Origin of the sequence: Mesorhizobium sp. IMUNJ 23033, from assembly GCF_044778005.1 — a bacterium.
Taxonomy (GTDB): domain Bacteria; phylum Pseudomonadota; class Alphaproteobacteria; order Rhizobiales; family Rhizobiaceae; genus Mesorhizobium; species Mesorhizobium amorphae_A.
Map to the genome: position 1 here is coordinate 1 of NZ_JBJACT010000016.1, position 21,662 is coordinate 21,662.

Genomic DNA, 21,662 nt, shown 5'->3' on the forward strand with positions numbered 1-21,662 from the left:
CAGGGATAACCCATGCGATGTCGGAGGCATCATAGCCTGCAAAGCAGATTGGGACCTTGTTCGCCGACCCCATCAGGGCCAGCAGCTTCGAACGGCTGCATGAACAGGCCGGACAGAAGACTGCACCCGACCAATGCGCCAGAACAACGAATTACCTCTTGCAATACGGGAGCCATCCACAGAAGACACCGACGGCGACTACGTTGGAAGTCGCCGGCGCGCCATGTGTGGACGTTCGCCACAATCGCAACAATGTCGCGGCCCCACACGAAGCGGTCATTCCCAGCGACAATGCACCTACAAAGGGCGGAGCGCATCGGAGGCGGCATTTTGAGCTCTTGAGGGCAGCGATGAGAGGCGGAATGGCAGGGTCGACCAAGTCCGATCTCTCTGCTTGCAAGCGGGCCGAGTTCCGTCAGCAATGATCCGCAGGCTGTGCGACGATGTCAAAACAAGCCGACACCGTCACTTGAAACAGTCAAGTGGCCTCTCTCCTCATCAGCCGCTATTTCCTCTAGGATGCTCCGGTATCGCGGGAGCTGGCTATGACCGTGGATCGCGTTCAGCGGAGAATGGCTGCCATCCTTGCAGCTGATGTGGTCGGCTACAGCCGCCTGATAGGCAGGGATGAGGAAGGTACTCTTGCGGCCCTGAGGGCCTATCGACAGATCATTGACCGGCTGATTGTGCACCATGAGGGACGGGTGTTCGGCAGCGCCGGAGACAGTGTCATCGCTGAGTTCGCAAGCCCTGTCGAGGCGCTGCGGTGTGCCACCGAAATCCAGTTGGAGATCGATAGACAGAACGCCGGCTTCCCCGAGCCAGGCCGCCTGCGATTTCGCATTGGGATCAACCTTGGCGATGTCGTTGTAGAGGGTAACAACCTCATGGGCGAGGGCGTGAATGTCGCCGCGCGTCTGGAAGCGTTATCTCACCCGGGCGGGATATGTGTATCCGAAGCGATCTATACACAGGCTCGCGATCGGCTGGCGCTCGATTTCATCGATCTTGGCGATCACAAAGTGAAGAATATCGCTCGACCTGTGCACGTCTATCGCGTACCCCTCGCTTCGGAGGAAGAGGTCAGGTCGCCCTTTCGCGGTCTCGACGTCTTCGAATTTGAAAACGCCCACCTCTTCTTCGGCAGAGCGCGGGCGATTGCCGCTTGCACCGAAAGGCTGGAGCAGCTGGCAGCCAACGGCAAAGCATTTTTGCTCATCTACGGGATGAGCGGCTCCGGCAAGTCTTCACTTCTGCGCGCCGGGCTGATGCCTTCAATCACCCGATCCGGCGCAGTGGTCGGCATCAGTTTGTGGCGCCGTTGCCTGATCCGCCCGTCCGAAGGGCCTGATGCTGTCGCCTCGTTGACCGCGGGACTGCTTTGCGAAGGTGCTTTGCCCGAGTTGGCTCTCGAACTGACGGCGGCTGAACTCACTCAACTCTGTCGAAGTTCTCCCGATCGCGCGCTGACTCTGATCCGCCATGCACTCGGCAAAGCAGCCACCGCGGCTGGCTCGTCCCTCTCACAAATACGATTACTGATCGCCATTGATCAGACAGAGGAGCTGTTCACGACGGAGAAGGAACCGGCGTCGCGCGAAGCGCTTTTGCGGCTCTTGGCGGCGTTCGCCGGCAGCGGACTGGTCTGGGTGATTGCGACGATCCGGTCGGATTTCTTTCACCGCTGCGGCGAAGTCCGAGGCTTCTCGGCGCTGAAGGATGGCCTTGGCAGCTATGAGCTCTTGCCGCCGACGGGCCCTGAGATCGCCCAGATCATTCGCGAGCCAGCTCGTGCTGCCGGGCTCCGCTTCGAGGAGCGCGCCGATCTCGGGCGGCTCGATGACGTGCTGCAGGACGCGGCAGCCGCCGATCCCGGATCGTTGCCGCTTCTCGAATTCGTTCTCGATGCGCTGTACGAGGTGGGCCGGGAGCGCCGGATCCTCACCTTTGCTGCATATCGTGCGCTTGGCGGCCTCGAAGGGGCGATCGCGCGCCGCGCCGATGAAGTCGTCGACGCGCTCCCGCCCGACATCCAGGAGGCATTGCCCGCGGTGCTACGCGCTCTCACCACGGTGCGTCCGGGTGATGAAACGGTTACGGCAAGTCCAGTCCTGCTCAGCAAAGTCGCGGGGACGCCGGCACGATTGACTCTCGTCGACGCGCTGATCGCCACCCGGCTCCTGGTCAGTGATGAGGATGCTGCGGGCCATGTCTTCGTCCGCGTGGCACATGAAGCGCTGCTCAGCCGTTGGCCGCGCGCCAGCGACATTGTCAACGCGAATAGGAGCTTCCTTGAGACGCGGGCTCGGCTTAAGGCTGACGCCCACCGATGGCACTCGGACAACGAGAACCGCGAGCTTCTGTTGCCGTCCGGCAAGCGTCTCGCCGAGGGTGAGGAATTGCTGCTGTCGAGACGCGAGGAAGTCGACGATCAAGTCGTTGAATACATCGAGGCGTCGTCGCGTGCCCAGAAGGAGAGAGAGGAGAAGGACCGGCAAGCAGAGCGGGCACTGATCGAGGCTGCTGAAGCAGCAAAACGCGAACGCTTGGAGCGCGAGGCCGACCGGCTCGCGGGAGAGGCTGAGCGTCGGGATCTTGCGGCAACTGCTGCGATCCAGCTGGCACGACGTACGCGCTATGCGGCCATTGTCGCGACAGTGTTGGCTCTCTTGGCTGGAGCAGGCGCATTCGTTGGGTTCAGAGGACAACAGGAAGCAATGCGGCAGGCGGTGCAGGCGCAAATGAGTGCGGACAAGGCCAGGTCGGCCGAGAGCGAGGCTCTCGAAGCGCGCGACCAGGCGCTCCGCAACCAGTCTCTTTCACTTGCGTTTCTTTCGCAACAAACCGCAGCGAGCGGTAACACTGAGGCCGCGATCTTGTTGGCGCTCGAAGCTCTGCCGACGAGCGGATCTGCGTTCGGACGGCCGTATCTCTTTGAAGCGGAGGCCGCGCTTTATAAGTCTTTGTTGGCACACCATCAAACGCGGATCTTCCGCCAGGGTGCCGGTGTGACACATGCAGCTTTCAATCGGACCGGCGACCGCATTGTCACCTCATCCTACGACAAGACGGCACGCATTTGGGACGTCCGGAACGGTACCGAGACGGCAGTTTTGAGGGGTCACCAAGGCGCCGTGGAGAGAGCCGAGTTCAGCCCGGACGGAAGCCGCGTCATTACAGTTGCTAGAGACGGCACTGCGCGCATCTGGAACACCACCTCAGGGGAGCAGCTTTTTGTACTTCAGCCGCTGGGCAATTTTCCTATCGCGACTTTCAGCCCAGACGGCAGCCGGGTGCTGACGGCGGGGGAAGGGATTGATCCGTCACTCTGGGACGCCCAGACCGGAACGAAAGTCCTGACTGTAAAGAGCAATGGAGATTCTTGGGCCGACTTCGTTCCGGATGGCCGCCGCTTCGCAACGGCAAGAGGCAGTCAACGCATCGTTTCTATCTGGAATGTAGAAGATGGCAGGCTGACCCGCGCACTGCAGATCCACACTTGGGCAGACAGCGTCGCATTCAGCCCGGACGGAAGCCGGATGCTCATAAGCACGTGGCAACCAACCAGAAAGGATATTCTTTGGGACGTGTCGAACGAAGTTCAAATAGCAACGTTGGCCGGCCACAAGAGTGACACACAATTGCAAGGCGTGACGTTCAGTCACGACGGACGGGTGATTGCGACAGTATCACTCGATGGTACCGCACGACTCTGGGACGGAGTCTCGGGAAGATCGCGTGATGTGCTCGGCCGGGAGTCCCCGGGGCTCAAACTATTTGACATCGGTCCGGATGAACACGATCAGGAGATGAACAGCGTCTTCAGCCCGGACGATCGCTTCTTGGCTACCGCTTCTATCGATAACACGATTCGTATCTGGGACGTCGAGCGCGCGTCGCTGCTCACCACCATCATCGGCCACGATGCCTTGGTCGAGCACGTGGAATTCAGCCCAATTGACAACAGCGTTCTTCTCACTGCATCGCACGATGGCACCGCTCGGCTCTGGGATATCGACGGGGTTCTGACGACTGCGCTCCACCACGAATATCCGCCGACCTTTGCGGTCTTCAGTCCCGATAAGGTGCACCTTTTGACTGGAGGTGGGGATAGCGCAGCGCACCTGTGGGATGTTGTAAGCGGACGTGAGATAGCCCAGCTTGACACAAAAGAAATTGTCCATAGCGCGACGTTCAGCCCTGATGGCAGTCGCGTTGCAACCGCATCTCTTCCGGGCCGAGTTCTTGTTTGGGACGTTGCGAGCAGACGAGCGATCGCTCAGTTCAACGCGCGTGACGGGCTACTTCAAGTTCAGTTCAGTCCGCGGGGAGACCTGTTGGGCTCGAGTTCGATTCGCGGTGCCGCACAGTTGTGGGACACGGCGACCGGCGTCGAAGTTGCCGCCATCAAGACAAGTGGAGCGTTACCGAACGTTGTCTTCAGCCCGGACGGGAATCTCGTCCTCGCCGCGAGGAGCGACAACGCGGCGCACCTTTTGAGAAGGGACGGCTCAGAATTCAAAATTCTCGTGGGCCATCATAGTCCAATCGCCGCGGCGGCTTTCAGTCCGGACGGCCAACTGGTTGCCACGGGTTCGCTCGACCAAACGGTGCGGATCTGGTCGATCAAGGACGGAAACAGTGTCGCGACGTTGAAGGGCCACAGCGACGAGCTGACAGCAGTAACGTTCAGCCAGGACGGTCAGTCTCTGCTGACTGCCTCACGCGATGGAACCGGTCGAATCTGGAGCGTTCCGGCAGGAACAGAAAGGGTCGCTCTCAGGGGACACAGCGGCGCAGTGGACAGCGCGCAATTCAGTCCTAACGGTTTGTATATCGTGACGGCGTCGTCTCAGGATCGCACGGTCAGGCTCTGGGCGGCGCAGTCGGGGCGCGAGATTGCAGTGCTTGCCAGCCGGGAGGACAAAGCCAACCGACCGGCGCTGGTGCGCGCGGCCTTCAATCCTGATGGAATGAGGATCGCAATCGTGTCCGGTGAAGAAAGCGTCCGAATTATCCGCGTCTTCCACACCCCCCAAGACCTCATCGACTACGCCAAGCACACTGTTCCACGCGAACTGACCGCTTGCGAGCGGCGACGTTTCTTCCTTCCTGAAAAAGGCGACGGCCGGAACTGTCCGAGCTGATATCGCTCCAAAGCGCTCCGCGGGTAACGTCGCGATGCGATGGTCGGCGTCAACCATTCCGACCCTAGAGCGAATGTCAGTTTATGGCGGTCAAACCCAGCCTTTGCTGAATTCGTGAACGCCTATCCGAGGGTCGCGTTTCGCCCCAATTGGGACGTTCCGAGACTTAGGGTGAACGGCAGCAGAGGGTCAGCTAAAAGACTACGCTCGCACCGGGCGCGAAGGTCCGCTATTGAATATCCATGGCCCGAAGCTGCCATTCCGCTTCCGGCCCACTACGGTCACTCAAGGATCGCGTTCAGAACAGCTGCTTCTGGTGCTTGTCTGACTTTCGGACCGCGGCGTGCTCGCGCCACTGACGCACGTCGCCAAGTGCTCAGCAGTGATGATTGGCTCGGCATGCTTTGCTGCAGAAGGAGGAGTGTCTCAGTGTGAATTTTGGCGCCGTTAACCCCTGTCGCTATCCGCCTTCACCTTCCTCACCAATGATTGACCAGCCTAAAAAGTGCGAAGCACAGCGAAAGCCTCTATATCGGCAGCCATGGATGCATCGAGCGAACACCAGCTGAACGCCGCGCTTCTCTCGAACACCCAGCGCCTGTCCTTCGACTATTTCCTCAACGAGGCCAACCCGGCCAATGGCCTGGTCGCCGACCGCAACACGCCAGGATCGCCCGCCAGCATAGCCGCCGTCGGGCTCGCTTTGTCGGCCTATCCCGTCGGTGTCGAGCGCGGTTTCATGACTCGCGCCGCCGCCGCTGCACGCACGCTCGCCACACTTCGCTTCTTCTGGAATGCGCCGCACGGGCCGGAGCCTGACGCCACCGGCTACAACGGCTTCTACTATCATTTCCTCGACATGAAGACCGGCCGCCGCGTCTGGAAGTGTGAGCTGTCCACGGTCGACACGGCGCTCCTGCTCGCCGGCATGCTGGCGGCCGGCGCCTATTTTGATGCGGAGGACGAATCCGAGCTGGAAATCCGTCGGCTCGCCGATGCGCTCTACCGCCGCGCCGACTGGCGCTGGGCGCAGAACGGCGGCTCCACCGTCACCCATGGCTGGCGGCCCGAAAAAGGCTTCCTGCGCTACCGCTGGCAAGGCTACGACGAGGCGGTGATCCTTTATGTGCTAGGCCTCGGCTCGCCGACCCATCCGCTGCCGCCCGAGAGCTATGCGGCCTGGCTGTCCACCTACAAGTGGAAAAAGATCTATGGCCGGGAGCTGGTTTATGCCGGTCCTCTCTTCGTCCACCAGTTCTCGCATATCTGGATCGATTTTCGCGGCATCCGTGATGCTTTCATGCGCAATCACGGCAGCGACTATTTCGAGAACAGCCGCCAGGCGGCCTATCTGCAGCGCGACTATGCCGTCCGCAATCCGAAGGGTTTTAGCGGTTATGGCGAGAATTGCTGGGGCATCACCGCCAGCGACGGCCCAGGCCCGACGAAACGTCATATGACGCTCGGCGGCCGCCGCTTCTTCGGCTACCTGGCGCGCGGCGCGCCTTTCGGTCCCGATGACGGCACGCTGTCGCCATGGGCGGCGATTACTTCACTGCCCTTTGCGCCGGAGATCGTCCTGCCGGCACTGCGCCATTTCCACGAGATCGACCTGCACCAGGGCAACCCTTACGGCTTCACAGCAAGCTTCAATCCGACAATCGCGGCCGCCGACGGGCGGCCCTGCGGCTGGGTATCGCCGGACCATGTCGGCATCAATCAGGGACCGATCGCTCTGATGATCGAGAACTACCGATCGGACTTCCTGTGGCGACTGATGCGCCGCGTGCCGGCCATCGCCGCGGGACTGCGCCGTGCCGGCTTTTCGGGCGGTTGGCTATAGCAAGTCCGCTCCCGGCGGTGTGGACAGGGTCCGCGACCGGACTCTGGACGATTTGAGCAACCGCGATACTCAAGGCGCCAGCACGACCTTGCCGGTCGAGCGGCGATCGTCCAGCAGACGATGCGCTTCGCTGGCCTGGCCGAGCGGAAAGCGTGCGCCTGTCGTCACGAGAAGCGCGCCGCCGGCGGCAAGCTGGAAAAGTTCCGACAGGTTCTCTCGCAGCCCCGCGGGCGAAAGCAGCGGCAGCAACGCGAACCTCCTGAGCGACTGGTTGCGGCCGATCATCGCTTCCAGGTCAGCTGTGCTCAGCGCGTATCTGCCGAGCGCGGCAAACACCAACTCGCCGCAAGGCGCGAGTGCGGCGAGCGCTGCCGCCGTTAGCGAGCCGCCGACGGTATCGTAGACGATGTCGACGCCGGCGCCGCCCGTTGCTTCCCGGACTGCGGCGACCCAATCGGCCTGGCTGTAGTCGACCGCGCCATCGGCCCCGAGCGACACGGCAAGATCAAGCTTGGACTTGCTACCAGCAGCCGCGACGATGCGGCTTGCGCCGCCTCGTTTGGCAAGCTGGACAAGCAGAGAACCAACGCCACCGGCAGCGGCCCCGATCAGTACTGATTTGCCGGCTGGCGGGCTTTGGCGCAACAGATGCAGGGCTGTCAGCCCCTGCACCATCAACGCCGTCGCATCCTCAAAGGAGAGCGTTTCAGGCAAAGGCACCGCCAGGCCCGCATCGATCGTCACATACTCGGCATAGCCGCCGAAGGGGTGGCTTGACGCAAAGAGCGGTGCCGCGACGCGTGCGCCAAGCAGCGTTGCATCGACCCCTTGCCCAATGGTCTCTACAACCCCGGCAGCCTCCACCCCGAGGATCATGGGCAACTGCGGCGTGACCGCGTAGCGATCGGCGCGCATCAGCGCCTCGAAGAAATTCACGCCAGCCGCATGGACGCGGACCAGCACCTCGCCGCCTTGCGGCTCGGGCTTCGGCATGCCGACGACATCAAGAACGTCGGGACCGCCGAAACGGGTGAGTTGAATGGCTCTCATGGCAACCTCGCTATGGCAACGGCTGCTGATTGCCACTATCTGCGAGGCTCGGACTACACACTCATTTCTCCCCTGCTGACCGGAAGGTGACCATGACCGGACCGATCAAGAGACTGCCGATGCTGCCGGCGGAACGCGCCCTGAAAGTGATCTCGGGCCGCTGGAAAGCTGTGATCCTCTATCACCTCTTCGATGGACCTAGGCGGCTGTCGGCGCTGAAATCGCAAGTGCCCACTATCACCCAGAAGGTGCTGATCCAGCAGTTGCGCGAAATGGAAGAGCACGGCCTCGTCAGCCGTGAAATCTTCGCCGAAATCCCCTCGCGCGTCGAATATTCCGCGACGCCGCTTGGCCTCAGCCTCGAGCCCATCCTGCTGGCGCTCTGCGAATGGGGACAGCACCATGCCGACGAGCTGGACGAACAGGATCGCCTGGCCGACTGCATCATCAGGCCAAGGCAGGCGCAGCACGCACCAGCAGCTTCCAGAAATTGAAAAGGGCGGCGCAAGCGCCGCCCCATATCCTTGGGAGGATAGTTCGAAAGGCGATCAGGCCGCCTTGGCTTCCTGGTCGATCGCATCGGCGTTGCGCGCTGCCTTCAGGACCTTGGCCCACCAGGCGACGTCGTTGACGAGCGCGGTGGCGGCCTGGTTCAGGTGTTCCAGCTCCTCGAGCTTCTTCTCACCTTGACGGACGGCGAGGAAATCGCCCCAGGCGATGTGAACCGCCGACTTGACCGGCGCCATCTGCAGTTCGACCGCATGCAGGCGCAGCTGCTCGACGGCGCGCGCGCCGCCGACGCTGCCATAGCCGACGAAGCCGGCGGGCTTCTTGTTCCACTCATTGGCGGCGTAATCGATGGCGTTCTTCAGCACGGCCGTTGGGCCGTGATTGTATTCGGCGGCGGTGAAGATGAAGCCGTCGAACCCGGCGACCTTCTTCTGCCAGCGCTGCGCAACTTCGTTCTGCGACGGCGCCCAGGCGGAGGACGCGACCTCGTCGAAGAACGGCAGCGGGAAATCGCGCAGATCGACGACTTCGACGTCGATGTCGGCATGCGACTTGGCGATCTTGGCGATCCACTGGGTGGGCACGTCGGCGAAACGCGCGGCGCGGGTCGAACCGACGACGATAGCGATTTTGGGCTTGGACATGTTGGGAGGCTCTCCATGCAGGAAATAGTGGTATCGTTTGGATACCTGCGATATATGAGTGACTGTCCACGCCAAGCGCAAGGAGGCACTTTTTTGTTACCAAGGCACCCACACCGCTCCGAGGATTGCCGCGCCATCTCGGAACTCCTGCAGCGTGTCGGCGACAAATGGACCGTGCTCGTCGTCGGCAAGCTCGGCGACGGACCGCTGCGCTTCAACGAATTGCGCAGCGCCGTGGGGGGCATTTCGCAGAAGATGCTGACCACCACTTTGCGCGGGCTGGAGCGCGACGGCTTCGTCACCCGCACCGTGTTTCCGACCATCCCGCCGCGTGTCGACTACGAGCTGACCGAGCTTGGCCACGAGCTGCTTGTCCCAGTCAGCGCGCTCGGCGAATGGGCACGCAGGAACACCGATCGCGTCAGGGCGGCACGCGAAAAGTTCGACAGGATGCACGCCTGAAACCCTTGCATTGCAAGACGTTCTCCACCCTATTCAAGTGATGCACCCTGCTGCTGCAGTCGCGTCTGTCGCTGCGGAATTTTTTTGAACCGGCCGGCTCCTGGATCGATTTCGGACCGATCAATTTCCGTGGACCGGCAGAGGCATGGCTGTCTGATCAGGGCGACTGCATAGGGGGTCCGCAGATGCGTCAGACGGCATTCCGAATGCAGGTCCGGCTCTTGGCCGGCTACCGAATGTAGCGCGGTTTTCCGATGTCCAGTTTGCGCCCGCAATGCCGCCGTGGGCTCGCCTACGGAGATCACACCACGCCGTCGGGCCGGGATCGCAAAAGCGCACCCACAACAGCACCGTTCAGCATGTGTTGACGCATTGTCTTCCGGCCGCGCCGCCCTGCTGTCGCCGCATTCGCAGGCAGCACGCCAGGACTCGCACGGAGGTCGCCATTGGCGACGGCCGGCAGGAGCTTGCCATCGTCGGGAATCTGCGAAATCGCGCCGGTCAGCCTTCCGCAGGAACCGCCTTCGGCTTGCCCTCGCCGTCCAGCGCCACCATGACGAAATCGGCGTGGGTGACCTTCTCCATCAGGTCGGAAAGGTAGCGTTGCGCCCAGGCCTCGACCTTGAGCGTCATCGAAGTGCGGCCGACACGTTCGACATGGGTGTAGATGCACAGCGTGTCGCCGATCTTCATCGGCTTGGCGAACGACATCTCCTTCACCGCCGCCGTCACCACGCGCCCCTTGGCGCGCTCGGCGGCGCGGATGCCGCAGGCAAGGTCCATCTGCGCCATCACCCAGCCGCCGAAGATATCACCGGCAGCATTGGCGTCCGAAGGCATGGCCAGCGTCCTCAGCGTCAGATCGCCAATCGGCCGTCCTTCAGCGTAATGCACCATGCGGAATCCCCTCGATATCGACAGGTCCAATCACGTATCGGCATGCCATCGAGGCGTCAACGCGCTCGAAATGTCGCAAGTGCCAGTCATTGCGAAAAGCACGTCCCGGTAGCGGTCGCTTTTTTCACAAGGAATGCCGGAACGCCCGGCGACTTTGGAACGCCGCCACGTCTAGGCTGCGGCCTGAGATTCCGGAGCCGCCCAACTCATCATGCAGACCTATGACTTCATCATCGTCGGCTCCGGCTCGGCCGGCTCGGTCTTGGCGGAGAAACTGTCGGCTTCGGGCCGCTTCTCGGTGCTGGTGCTCGAGGCCGGCGGCACCGATAGGCGCTTCTACGTGCAGATGCCGCTTGGCTACGGCAAGACCTTCTTCGACCCGGCGGTCAATTGGAACTACAAGGCCGAACCCGACCCGGGCCTCGCCGGCAGTGCCGACCACTGGCCGCGCGGTAAGCTTTTGGGCGGCTCCAGCTCGATCAACGCCATGGTCTATATCAGGGGCGCCCGCGAGGATTTCGACGCCTGGGCGGCGGCGGGCAACCCGGGCTGGGGCTATGACGATCTGCTGCCGGCCTTCAAGGCACTGGAAGACAATGAGGCCGGCGCCGACAAATGGCGCGGCGTCGGCGGCCCGCTGCATATCACCGACTGCACGAACGCAGTCCACCCTCTGACCCGGCGCTATCTCGCCGCTGGCCAGCAGGCCGGCCTGCCACTCAATCCGGATTTCAACGGTGCTGCCCAGGAAGGCGTCGGCATCTATCAGATCACCACAAGGAACGGACGCCGCATGTCGGCCGCCCGCGCCTTCCTGCGCCCGGCAATGAAGCGCAAGAACGTCGGTGTCGAGACGAATGCGCTGGTGACCAGGATCCTGTTTGAGGGCAAGTGCGCCGTCGGCGTCGAATATCAGCAGAACGGCGAGACCAGGACTGCGCGCGCCGGCCGCGAAGTGATCCTGTCGGGCGGTTCGGTCAACTCGCCGCAATTGCTGCAGCTCTCAGGCGTCGGCCCCTCTGCCCTGCTCAAGGGACTGGGCATTCCGATCGTTCACGCCAACGAGAATGTCGGCGCGAACCTGCAGGACCATGTCGGCATCAACTACACTTTCAAGGGCAGGCAGCCGACGCTCAACCAAGTCCTGCGCCCATGGTGGGGCAAGCTCATGGTCGGCATGCAATACATCCTGTTGCGCTCCGGACCGCTGTCGCTGTCTATGAACAATGCCGGCGGCTTCTTCCGCACCGACCCGATCGCTACACGCCCCAACATGCAGCTCTATTTCCAGGCCTTCTCGACCGTCATTCCGAAGAGCGGCGAGCGCCCGATCCTGACGCCCGACCCTTGGCCGGGCTTTTCCATCGGCCTGTCCAACTGCCGTCCGTCGAGCCGCGGCGAGATCATGATCCGTTCGAAGAATCCGCGCGACTATCCGCGGATCACGGCCAACGCCTATTCGACCAATGCCGATGTCGACGAAATGCTGGCGGCGGTGAAATTCGTCCGCAAAATCGCCTCGATGCCGGCGATGGCCGAGATCATCGAGGAAGAGGTTTTGCCCGGTCCATCAATCACTTCGGACGCCGATCTGATCGCCGATTTCCGGAAGCGCTCGGGCACCGTCTATCACCCGGTCTCGACCTGCCGCATGGGGCCGGACGCCGCGCGCGCCGTGGTCGACCCGCGCCTCAAGGTGCATGGGATCGAAGGCTTGCGCGTCATCGACGCCTCGATATTTCCCGACAACATCACCGGCAACACCAACGCCGCCTCCATCCTGACCGGATGGAAGGGCGCCGAACTTGTTCTGGAGGATCAGAAATGAAGATCACCGACGTCAAGACCTGGGTTGTCGGCAACCCACCGCCCGGCATCGGCGGCAAATATTTCATCTTCGTCAAGCTCACCACCGATGGCGGCGTCGTCGGCTATGGCGAGGCCTACAACGCCACCTTCTCCGGCCATGTGACGGCGAAGATGATCGAGGACATGGCCGAGCGCTATCTCGTCGGCCGCGATCCGCACGACATCGAGAATTTCTTCCGGCGCGCCTATTCGTCCGGCTTCACCCAGCGCCCCGACGTGTCCGGCATGGGCTGTTGCTCGGCGCTCGAAATGGCCTGCTGGGACATCATTGGCAAGGAGGCCAACAAGCCGGTCTACAAGCTGCTTGGCGGCCAGGTGCACGAGACGCTGCGCTCCTACACCTACCTCTATCCGCACACCGGCAGCGTCCATTCCGAGGATGCGCGCGGCAAGAACGTCTACAACGATCCGGACCTGGCCGCCGCCTGCGCGCTCGAATATGTCGAGCAGGGCTTCAACGCGGTCAAGCTCGACCCGGCCGGTCCCTACACCGCCTTCGACGGCCACCAGCCGCGCCTCGTCGACATCGATCTCTCCGCCCGCATGATCAAGGCGATCCGCGAGGCGGTCGGCACGCGCGCCGACATCCTGTTCGGGACGCACGGCCAGTTCACCGCCTCGGGCGCGCTGCGGCTCGCCCGCGCCATCGAACCCTACGATCCCCTCTGGTTCGAAGAGCCGGTGCCGCCGGACATGCCCGAGGTGATGGCGCAGGTCGCTCGCGGCACCTCCATCCCGATCGCCACTGGCGAGCGGCTGACGACCAAGTTCGAATTCGCCCGCGTCATCGAGAACCGCGCCGCCACCATCCTGCAGCCCGACCTCGGCCGCTCCGGCGGCATTCTCGAAACCAAGAAGATCGCCGCCATGGCCGAGGCCTACCACATCCAGGTCGCGCCGCACTGCTATTGCGGGCCAATCGTCGGCGCCGCCAACATCCAGCTCGCCGTGACGCTGCCCAACTTCCTCATCCTGGAATCGCTGAAGCAGTGGGACGGTTTTCACGCCACGTTGCTGAAGAAGAAGATCGAATGGCAGGATGGCAACGTCATCCCGTCGAAGGAGCCCGGTCTCGGCGTCGAGCTCGACGAGGCGGTCTGCGAGGCGCATCCCTATGGCGGCAAGGACCTGCATCTGCAGATGATGCAGACGCCGTTGATGCCGTGAACGAAAGCTACGCCTTCATCGGCCTCGGCCATCTCGGCGGCAATCTTGCCGCCAGCCTTCTGCGCAACGGCTTCGCCGTCACCGTCTTCGACCGCGATCCGGCCGCCGTCGAGCGCCTCGTGACCCTCGGCGCCGTTGCCGCCAAGAGCCCCGCAGAGGCCGCCGCTCGCGCCGGCAACGCCATCACATGCCTGCCCTCGCCCAAGGTCAGTGAAGCAGTGCTCTCAGGCCCCGGCGGATTGCTCGAAGGTCTGCCCAAAAACGGCACCTGGATCGAGATGTCGACCAATGGCCGCGACGAGATCGTGCGTCTGGCAGCGCTCGCTTCGGCAAAGGGCGTCGAGACGCTGGAGTGCCCGGTCACCGGCGGCGTGCATCTGGCCGCCGTCGGCAAGATCACTGCGCTGGTCGGCGGCGATCCAGCACTCTACGCGCGCCACCGACCGGCCATCGAGGCGATGTGCGCGAAGTCGTTTCTGATGGGGCCGATCGGCTCGGCGGCAGTCATCAAGGTCATCACCAACATGCTGGCCTTCATCCACCTTGTCGCCGCCGGCGAGGCGTTGATGCTGGCCAAGCAGGGCGGGCTCGACCTCGCCCAGTCCTACCACGCCATCGTTGCTTCCTCCGGCAACAGCTTCGTCCACGAGACCGAAAGCCAGCTCGTCCTGAATGGCTCCTACGACATCGGCTTCACCATGGATCTGGCGCTGAAGGACCTCGGCTTCGCGCTTGCCATGGCCGAACAATCCGGCGTGCCGCTCGACCTCGCCACGCGCGTCAACGCAATTTTCGAGCAGGGCAAGCAAGCCTATGGCGGCAGCGCCTGGTCGACCATGATCGTCAAACTGCTTGAGGATGCGGTCGGCACCAACCTGCGCGCCCCCGGTTTTCCCGCCAAGCTGGAAATCTGAGGCGGCTAAGTTTTACAAGCGATTTCAGAGCATTGAGCGGGTCGCCGGATTCGTGCCCGCAACGGCCTGAATCAATTGCTTAACCGCCTGACTCAATACCTTAAGGTCAGCGCCCCGGGCAGGATCTCGAAGGTGGCGGGTATGCGCCCCGGCGACTCGCCGTCTATGTCGACTAGCGCGCCGTTCTTTTCCACATCGCCGAGCGGTTCGACAACCACTTTCTTGCCGCGCAGGATGGTAATTGCCGGATGGTTACGGTGCCGTCCGCCATAGAGCAAGCGAATGTCCCAGATCAGCTTCAGCTTGCCCGCCGCCCGCAGGATGACGATGTCGAACTGCGCATCGTCCAGTTCGGCATCCGGCGCGATCATCATCCCGCCGCCGAAGAACTTGCCGTTGGCCACCGCCACCAGCGCCATGCGCGCCTCGACCGGAGTGCCATCGTCGACGGTGATCCTGACATCCTGGAACCGATAGCGGACGAACTCCACCACGGTGCGCCAGAAGAACAGCGCCTTGGCCGAGACCCTGCCCTTGCGCTTATCGGCGTTGACCGCGCGGTCGGTAGCGCCCGACATGCCGAGGCTGGCGATGTTAATGAAATGGCGGCTGGCCAGCGCGCCATGATCGTCGATGTAGCAGATGCGCCCGGCATCGACCTTGCGCGGCTTGGCCTCGGCAATCAGCTTGAGCGTCGCATCGACCTCGCGCGGCAGGCCGAGCCCGCGGGCGAAATCGATACCGGTGCCGCAGGGCAGCAGGCCAAGCTCGGTCGTGCGGCCGGTTTCGTCGAACGCCTGCAACAGGCCATCGGCCACTTCGCTGGCGGTGCCGTCGCCGCCAGCCGCGATCACCAGATCGAAGCCGCTGGCGGCGAGGTCGAGCGCCAGCCTTTCGGCATCGCCCTCGGCCTGGGTTTCGCGCAGCTCGAAATCGCCGAAATGCTTTTTCAGCGATGCCGCGACCTCCGCCCAATGCCGCTTCAGCCTGCCGCCGCCGGCTATCGGATTGAGAACCACCCCGACTTTCAAGCAACCTCCCCAAAGGCCATCGGAGACGCTTCAGTGCTTGCGTCTCAACTACTTTGCCGGCATTGAAGCCCGCGCTGCCTTGCGGAGCAAGCGCCGAATGTCCGGCAACGCGCGATCAGGGCAAAACAAGGCCGGGTTTCGCCGATCACGGCGATCCATCGAGAAAATGCCTCGCCGCCGCGCTTGGTCCCCGATAATCCCGCTATCCACAGGCCCGGGGCGGTTTCCCCGGACACTTACCCGGCGTACATTGAACCCATCTCAGGCGGCTACCGATCGCCAAGCCGAAAGGCAAAGCGAAAAGGCGGATTTCCTGAGGCCCGTACGGCCCTGAGCGATAGCAGGCTTGCCTGCTAGAGGGACGGAAGCCGAGACCTACGGGGCCGCGGAAAGCGTGCGAACGCCGACGGCGGACCGATGCTGCCATGAAGGACGGCAAAGACCTTCGATCGCACGCTGGGCGAAGCTCGCAAGGGTGGAGATCGGCGTGGTCCGGAACGGACACTACCCTCGGGTGGTGACTGGCAGGACCGTCAAAATCAAGGCCGGCTTGGCGCGACGACTTTGCGGAAGTTGCTGCCGTGACCGTGTCCTGATCTGACAGGGAGGCGCTGGGAGAAATCCCAGCGCCGACTGTTTTTTGGGCTATCCCCACGCACATTGTTCAGCCACGCGCCGCACCGGGCTAACCGTCGCCATGCGCAAGCTGCACACGGTTCTGTCGGCGCTGATCGAGGTCGGCGCCAGGAGCGCGTCTACGACGACTGACGTTTTTCGGTCACAGCCGGCATCTTAGAAACATTCCGTCACGCACATTTCACAATCGCGGCCAAATCCCGCCTTGTTCCGCAGCGATTGGTGCTGTGGGGAAGGCAACATAAAGGGACAAGACCGTGATCAAGACCGCCCTTGTCGCCATGACCATCGTCGGCTGCGACTGCGACGCCAAGCTTTGCGAATATATCGGCGAGACGCCGGCCAAGTGGGCGACCATCGCCGACTGCGAGGCGGCGATGAAAAGCCAGATGCTGCACCAGAAGAATTTCAACTATCCGCTGGTCTCGGGCATTTGCCGCACCAAGGGTTCGGTACCGTCCTCCGAGTTGGCGGCGATAGCCTCGGGGCTCGAGTTGACGACGCCGAGGCAAGCCGCGAGCGACCCGCTGCCGCCTGAACTCAGTCACAGGCCGAGCATTCCCGTCGGATCGCCGGCGACGGCGATGGAAACGGAAGCCGCAAGGCCCGTCGCCTATGAAGCGGCGGTCGATGGCGGCCGCGCCGTGCTCTACCGCACCAAGGCCGGCTACGCCGTGGTCAAGACCGATCTCAGCCGCGCCGCATCCGCGACCGTCGACGTGGCGAAGCGATCGGCAAACTGGCTAGCGGGGATGATGCCGAGCGGGACTGTAGTCCTTCCTACAGCTTGACCTTGAGGTTCTCCCAGAACTTGTCGATCAGCGGCTTTTCGGTTGCAACGTCCTGATCGCCTATTCGTGTGATGAACAGCAGCCCCTGATCGGCAAGGCCGAAGCCGACGATCTCAAAGTCGGCGCTGTCGGTACGTGTCTTCACGGTGGCCTTGACGCCGGTCAGTTCCTTGCCGTCGGCGAGCTTGCGGGTCGTCGGTTCCTGCGTCAGAGTTCCGCCCGCCTGAACGGATTCCCTCGTCATCTCCTGCAGCATCAGCTGGTTGAGAGACACCGGGTTCATCTTGTCATATTCCTGCACCAAGGCGATCGTGCCGAGGGCCGAAGCCATGAGATATTGGGTGATGCTGTCGCTGAGATCGCTCTTAGTGATCGAAATGTTGCTTGGATGAACGAAGGAAAAAGTGGCGCCGGAGAAGGTGGCGAAGTCATTGCGGTCGATCCGCACCTTGCTCGTCTTGCCGCCGGGCAAGGTCACGTCCACGTCCTCGCCGGGGTCGATGTCGACCACCACGCCATCGATCGTCAGCTTGAAGGCTTTCAGGTCATCGGCGCGGGCCAGCCCGGCGCAAGACACGATCACGGCAAGCGCTGCAGCCGCAAGACTCGTTCGCATGGCTTGTCCTCTTCTCTTCAAAGCGGTTTGGCTAAACGCCTTCATTTTCGTTCAACCACATAGCATCCCCTCGTGACGGATAGCGTGGCCGCCTGGCGAAAACCATAGGCCGTTGCCGAAACGGCGTGCCCTCACCCGTCCTTGGAACACGGACTGCTTGGTCCAGAACCGGTAGCCTGGAGTTGATCCGCGATGCGATCCGCCCGGATTGGTCTGTTCATTGGGCCAGCCGAAACTGGCTTCTTCCCAGGGTTCGACCGATCTGGCATATGGTGCACCGCACAATCCGTGCCTCGTCGAAAGTCGCCATCTTGCATCCCACAATCGAAATTATCGGCGCGTTTGCCGCGCTTATCACCACGCTTGGCTGGATTCCGCAGGTCGCCAAGGTGGCGCGCGAACGCCGGGCCGGCGACATCTCGCTGTTCGCCACCGGCTCGATCGCCACCGGCGTTTTCCTGTGGACGCTCTACGGCCTGTTGATCGGCTCGTGGCCGCTCATCCTGGCCAACGGCGTCACCTTCCTGTTCGTAATCGCCATCCTCGGCATGAAGCTGCGCTTCGGCTAACTAGCCTCTCCATCCTTCGCGCCGATCTTGCGCACCAGTGCCGCCGTCGCCAGCATCGCGCCCATATCCGCAATCATCGGCGCGACATGGGTCTGGTAGTCGAGCGGCACCGAAATATCGGGCAGCTCGAAGAAGTCCTTCGGCTGCGGCAGCAGCAGGAACCCGTCGCTGCCATCGAGCGCCACGCGCGCCGGATCGTCGGGCCAGGTTTCACCGAGCCATTTCAGCGCCTGCGCCAGCCGGCCGCTCACCAGCGGCCGCGCCGCTTCGACATTGTCGGTGCGGAATTCGTAGGCGGCATCGAGTTCCGAAACGCCGGAGGACAGCTCTTCCATCCTGCTGGCGAACATGCCGCGGAAAAAGCCGACGACCACATTGGCCCGGCGCGTCGCCACCAGCGTGCCGGGGAATGGTGTGATCGTCTCGAAGGCGACGATGACGCCTCTGAATGCCGTTGACGAGCCCTTACCGGTCCCTTCGCGCAGCTCTGCCTCATAAAGCTCGAACGCAAATCCCTCGTAGCGGCCGGAAAAGACATCGTCGAATGATTGCCGGTTGAAGGGGCCAACCGTCTCGCGTGGCAGCCGGTCGAAGGAATTCGGGCGAACGCCATGCTGGTAGCGTATGTCCTGGATGAAGCCGAAGATCATCGGCAGCAGCGTCTCGCGGAAGGATTGCTGCAATCTGGTCGCTGGCTTCACCGCCTGGAAGTAAAGCAGCAGCGCCGCAACGAAACTGCCGAAATAAAGGAACACGTGCGGAGTCGAGAACCATTGCTCGTAGGGGTCGGCGACCTTGTTGAAGAGCCAGGCGACAAGCACCATGAAGACCACCGCCAGGCCGATGAACACCGGCACCCGCCAGCGCACCTGCCGGTAGGCCGACGCCCGCCTGGCCTCATAGTCCTCGATATCCTTCCTGATGCCGGCGATCACCGCCTCGCTCGGCATGAAATCCGTTGTTTCCACCGCCACCCCCGCAAGCCTGCCTCTGCCGTCGTATGATAGCCGCTTTTGCCGGAAAGTCGCCAGCCTGCGGCTTTCACACGCCTGCGAATTGCTCGCCAAAAATCGCCTTCAGCCGGGCGTCGACCTTGTCGCGGATGCCACCCTCCAGCGCCTTAACCGGAACCAGCCGCTCATGGTCGCTGGCGCGCAGCCGCATGAACGGATGCATTCGATAGGCGGCGATCTTGCCGCGCATGCCGAGGTCGGCGCTGACATCGACGGTGAAGATGGAGCCGATACGGCCCGGCCATGGCTGGCGGGCAAAGGCGGTACCGAGAAAATCGCCAAGCCCGTAGGCGACAAGCGTGTCGCCGATCCGCTCGACCGGCTGCACGACATGGGCGTGGTGCCCGGCGATCAGCCCGACGCCGTGCCCGGCCAACTGCCTGGCCAGCGCCCGCGTTTCGGCGCGCGGAAAATGCCGGAACTCCCAGTCCCAATGCGGTACCGCGCAGACAAGATCGACGCCCTTGGCCGTAGCAGGCGGCCACAGCGCCGGGTCGCCTTGCATGGACACGCGGCCCGAGAACTTTTCGGCATCGGCATTGCGCCATAGCGTGAAGGCGGCAAAGCCTATGGTCAGCGGCCCGACCGCAAGCCGCTCGACCGGACCTTTGGCGAGCGTGCCGATGCTGCGGATGCCCAGTCGCTTCAACGCAGCGACCGTCTCATCGAAACCCGCGACGCCCTGGTCGAGCACATGGTTGTTGGCCAGCGACAGAACGAGCTTTTCGCGCGCAATGCCGGCAGCCGCCAATGCCTCGGCGAGGAAGCGTTCGGTCATCGCATGATGCGTGCCGAGCCGCGTGCCCATCACCGCGCTCGGCCGCTCGACGATGGGGCTTTCGCAATTGCCGACCACCAGATCGGCGGAGGCAAGCAACGCCTTGATCGCCGGATCGCAGTCCGGTGCACTGCGATTGGCGACGGCCGAAATATCGCCGACGAACGCCAGCTGCACCATGCGCGCCGGCGGCGGTTCGATCAGCATCCCGGCCGCCGGTGCGAAACCGCCTACGTCGCCACTGAGCGACGGCCGGAGGAAACGCGGCAGCCAGGACAATTTGTAGGAGAGCGGATAGTTCGACACGCGGCGCCCAGTTGTTTGCCTTGTGTAGACTGTCTGCCCGATCGGTTGAAGCGCGTCTGTCGGCAGTCGGCTCCCGCGCCGTCGCATCGTTGCGGTTGAAGACCGGCAGGCGCGGCGATCCGAATGCGTGTATGTTGCGGCAGGATCGCAACGGGAGGGACCCCAATGAAGCGATTGTCGAGCCTGATGGCCTCCGCCGTCATCCTGCTGCTGCCGCTTGTTTCCGCCAGCGCCGCCGCCCCCGATCCGGCAGCCCTGTTCGAGGCCAAGACCGTGGCCGACCGCAATGGCGCGCTCGCCGCGCTCGAAGCTGCCGCCCCCAGTGATCCCGCGTCGGCCTATGCCGCCGGCGCCGGCGAATTCTTCACCGCGCTGGAGATCCTGGCAGGCGGCCTGCACCGCCACGGTTTCGACAGCCCGCAATCCTTCATGCTGCCGCTGATGCGGCTCCCCGTGCCCGACAATCCCAACCCGGAGCCCCTGACCTACGAAGAATTCCGCGCCATCCTGACCGCCTTCCGCGACCGGCTGGAGAAATCCGCCGCCACGCTGGGCTCGGTGCCTGCCGATGCGGATATCGGCATGGCCATCGACCTCGGCCGCCTCGGCATCGATCTCAACGAGGATGGCCAGATCGCGCCGGACGAAAGCGCCGTCGCTATCATGGCGGCCCTGTCGCGCGGCAGTGTGCAAGACACCGCCGCTCCCGCCCTCACCTTCCGCTTCGATCGTGCCGACGGCTACTGGCTGCAGGGCTATGCCGAGTTCCTGATGGCGCAGGCCGATTTCTGGCTGGCGCATGATTTCAGGAGCATGTTCGACGGCTCGTTCCACATGCTGTTTCCGCGCGCCAAACTGCCGCTGCAAGACACGCTCGTTCCGCTCGACGGCGGCATGAACGGCAGCATCTTTTCGTCCGAATGGCGCTTTGCCGATTTCATTTCGCTGGTGCATCTCATCAACTGGCAGGTGGTCGAGCCGGAGCGGCGGCAAGCGGCGCGCCGCCATTTGCTCGAGATGATCCGGCTGTCGCGCGAGGACTGGAAGGCGATCCGCGCCGAGACCGACAATGACCGAGAATGGCTGCCCGGCCCGCAGCAGAAGGGCGCCAACCCGCTCACCGGCCTCGAGGTCGGCGAGGAACAGGTTCAAGCCTGGTTGGCAGCGCTGACCATAGCCGAGGACCTGCTCGAAGGCCGTTTGCTGCTGCCGCACTTCCGCATCGCCGACAAGGGCATCAACATGAAGCGCTTCTTCGACGAGCCGAAACCCTTCGACCTCGTACTGTCGATCACCGGCCCGGCCATCGCGCCCTATCTCGAAAGCGGCAAGATCCTGACCGGCGAGGAGTTCGACCAGATCCAGCGTCAGTTCGGCGGCGCCGGCTTTTTGACTTTCGCGCTTTGGTTCAACTGAGCG

General features: G+C 63.0%; 17 protein-coding genes. 10 read left to right on the forward strand and 7 right to left on the reverse strand.

Annotation, left to right across the window (positions count from 1 at the left end; genetic code table 11):
* The first annotated feature begins 545 nt into the window (after positions 1-545).
* Both ACFX5Q_RS18245 and ACFX5Q_RS18250 read left to right on the forward strand, forming a co-directional pair.
* Positions 546-5,147: an AAA family ATPase gene (locus ACFX5Q_RS18245; protein ID WP_404280273.1), complete on the forward strand. Its 4,602-nt coding sequence runs from the start codon at positions 546-548 to the stop codon at positions 5,145-5,147.
* Positions 5,148-5,688: 541 nt separating this feature from the next.
* A complete protein-coding gene (locus ACFX5Q_RS18250) occupies positions 5,689-6,990 on the forward strand; it encodes a glucoamylase family protein (RefSeq protein ID WP_404280275.1) in 1,302 nt (433 codons plus the stop codon).
* Positions 6,991-7,059: 69 nt separating this feature from the next.
* Here ACFX5Q_RS18250 and ACFX5Q_RS18255 read toward each other — a convergent pair whose 3' ends face one another.
* The gene (locus ACFX5Q_RS18255; RefSeq protein WP_404280277.1) at positions 7,060-8,040 is read right to left on the reverse strand and encodes a zinc-binding alcohol dehydrogenase family protein; all 981 of its coding nucleotides are present in this window, start codon (positions 8,038-8,040) and stop codon (positions 7,060-7,062) included.
* Positions 8,041-8,132: 92 nt separating this feature from the next.
* Between ACFX5Q_RS18255 and ACFX5Q_RS18260 the strand changes: the two genes are divergently transcribed.
* A complete protein-coding gene (locus tag ACFX5Q_RS18260) occupies positions 8,133-8,534 on the forward strand; it encodes a winged helix-turn-helix transcriptional regulator (protein WP_404280279.1) in 402 nt (133 codons plus the stop codon).
* Positions 8,535-8,588: 54 nt separating this feature from the next.
* Here ACFX5Q_RS18260 and ACFX5Q_RS18265 read toward each other — a convergent pair whose 3' ends face one another.
* Positions 8,589-9,194: an NADPH-dependent FMN reductase gene (locus ACFX5Q_RS18265; protein WP_404280282.1), complete on the reverse strand. Its 606-nt coding sequence runs from the start codon at positions 9,192-9,194 to the stop codon at positions 8,589-8,591.
* Between the two features lie 93 nt (positions 9,195-9,287).
* Between ACFX5Q_RS18265 and ACFX5Q_RS18270 the strand changes: the two genes are divergently transcribed.
* Positions 9,288-9,656 (forward strand): winged helix-turn-helix transcriptional regulator, encoded by a 369-nt coding sequence (locus tag ACFX5Q_RS18270; RefSeq protein WP_404280285.1) that lies wholly within the window; start codon positions 9,288-9,290, stop codon positions 9,654-9,656.
* A gap of 501 nt (positions 9,657-10,157) precedes the next feature.
* Here ACFX5Q_RS18270 and ACFX5Q_RS18275 read toward each other — a convergent pair.
* Entirely contained in the window at positions 10,158-10,553 is a 396-nt protein-coding gene (locus ACFX5Q_RS18275) for an acyl-CoA thioesterase (RefSeq protein ID WP_404280287.1), read from the reverse strand.
* Positions 10,554-10,764: 211 nt separating this feature from the next.
* Here ACFX5Q_RS18275 and ACFX5Q_RS18280 point away from each other — a divergent pair, with 211 nt between their 5' ends.
* From ACFX5Q_RS18280 to ACFX5Q_RS18290, 3 genes are read left to right on the forward strand one after another with little or no spacing between them, the layout of a single operon-like run.
* The gene (locus ACFX5Q_RS18280; RefSeq protein WP_404280289.1) at positions 10,765-12,381 is read left to right on the forward strand and encodes a GMC family oxidoreductase; all 1,617 of its coding nucleotides are present in this window, start codon (positions 10,765-10,767) and stop codon (positions 12,379-12,381) included.
* Positions 12,378-13,589, forward strand: coding sequence for a mandelate racemase/muconate lactonizing enzyme family protein (locus ACFX5Q_RS18285; protein ID WP_404280291.1), 1,212 nt, complete (start codon positions 12,378-12,380; stop codon positions 13,587-13,589). Before ACFX5Q_RS18280 ends, ACFX5Q_RS18285 begins: the two co-directional genes overlap by 4 nt.
* A complete protein-coding gene (locus ACFX5Q_RS18290; RefSeq protein ID WP_404280293.1) occupies positions 13,586-14,503 on the forward strand; it encodes an NAD(P)-dependent oxidoreductase in 918 nt (305 codons plus the stop codon). Before ACFX5Q_RS18285 ends, ACFX5Q_RS18290 begins: the two co-directional genes overlap by 4 nt.
* Before the next feature lie 92 nt (positions 14,504-14,595).
* Here the strand turns inward: ACFX5Q_RS18290 and ACFX5Q_RS18295 are convergent, their stop codons facing one another.
* Positions 14,596-15,534, reverse strand: coding sequence for a diacylglycerol/lipid kinase family protein (locus tag ACFX5Q_RS18295; protein ID WP_404280295.1), 939 nt, complete (start codon positions 15,532-15,534; stop codon positions 14,596-14,598).
* Positions 15,535-16,427: 893 nt separating this feature from the next.
* On the opposite strand from ACFX5Q_RS18295, the gene ACFX5Q_RS18300 reads away from it, so the two are divergent.
* The gene (locus ACFX5Q_RS18300) at positions 16,428-16,961 is read left to right on the forward strand and encodes a hypothetical protein (RefSeq protein WP_404280297.1); all 534 of its coding nucleotides are present in this window, start codon (positions 16,428-16,430) and stop codon (positions 16,959-16,961) included.
* Here the strand turns inward: ACFX5Q_RS18300 and ACFX5Q_RS18305 are convergent.
* Positions 16,951-17,577 carry a hypothetical protein gene (locus ACFX5Q_RS18305; RefSeq protein WP_404280299.1) on the reverse strand — a complete coding sequence of 209 codons (627 nt, stop codon included), beginning with the start codon at positions 17,575-17,577 and terminating at the stop codon, positions 16,951-16,953. The genes ACFX5Q_RS18300 and ACFX5Q_RS18305 overlap by 11 nt on opposite strands.
* Positions 17,578-17,846: 269 nt before the next feature.
* On the opposite strand from ACFX5Q_RS18305, the gene ACFX5Q_RS18310 reads away from it, so the two are divergent.
* The gene (locus ACFX5Q_RS18310) at positions 17,847-18,146 is read left to right on the forward strand and encodes a SemiSWEET family sugar transporter (RefSeq protein ID WP_404280301.1); all 300 of its coding nucleotides are present in this window, start codon (positions 17,847-17,849) and stop codon (positions 18,144-18,146) included.
* On the opposite strand, the gene ACFX5Q_RS18315 is transcribed toward ACFX5Q_RS18310, so the two are convergent.
* Positions 18,143-19,114, reverse strand: a complete 972-nt coding sequence (locus ACFX5Q_RS18315; RefSeq protein ID WP_404280304.1) for a hypothetical protein — start codon at positions 19,112-19,114, stop codon at positions 18,143-18,145. The genes ACFX5Q_RS18310 and ACFX5Q_RS18315 overlap by 4 nt on opposite strands.
* A 73-nt stretch (positions 19,115-19,187) precedes the next feature.
* Entirely contained in the window at positions 19,188-20,243 is a 1,056-nt protein-coding gene (locus ACFX5Q_RS18320; RefSeq protein ID WP_404280306.1) for a CapA family protein, read from the reverse strand.
* Between the two features lie 165 nt (positions 20,244-20,408).
* Here ACFX5Q_RS18320 and ACFX5Q_RS18325 point away from each other — a divergent pair, with 165 nt between their 5' ends.
* Positions 20,409-21,659: a hypothetical protein gene (locus ACFX5Q_RS18325; protein WP_404280308.1), complete on the forward strand. Its 1,251-nt coding sequence runs from the start codon at positions 20,409-20,411 to the stop codon at positions 21,657-21,659.
* The last annotated feature ends 3 nt before the right edge of the window (positions 21,660-21,662 follow it).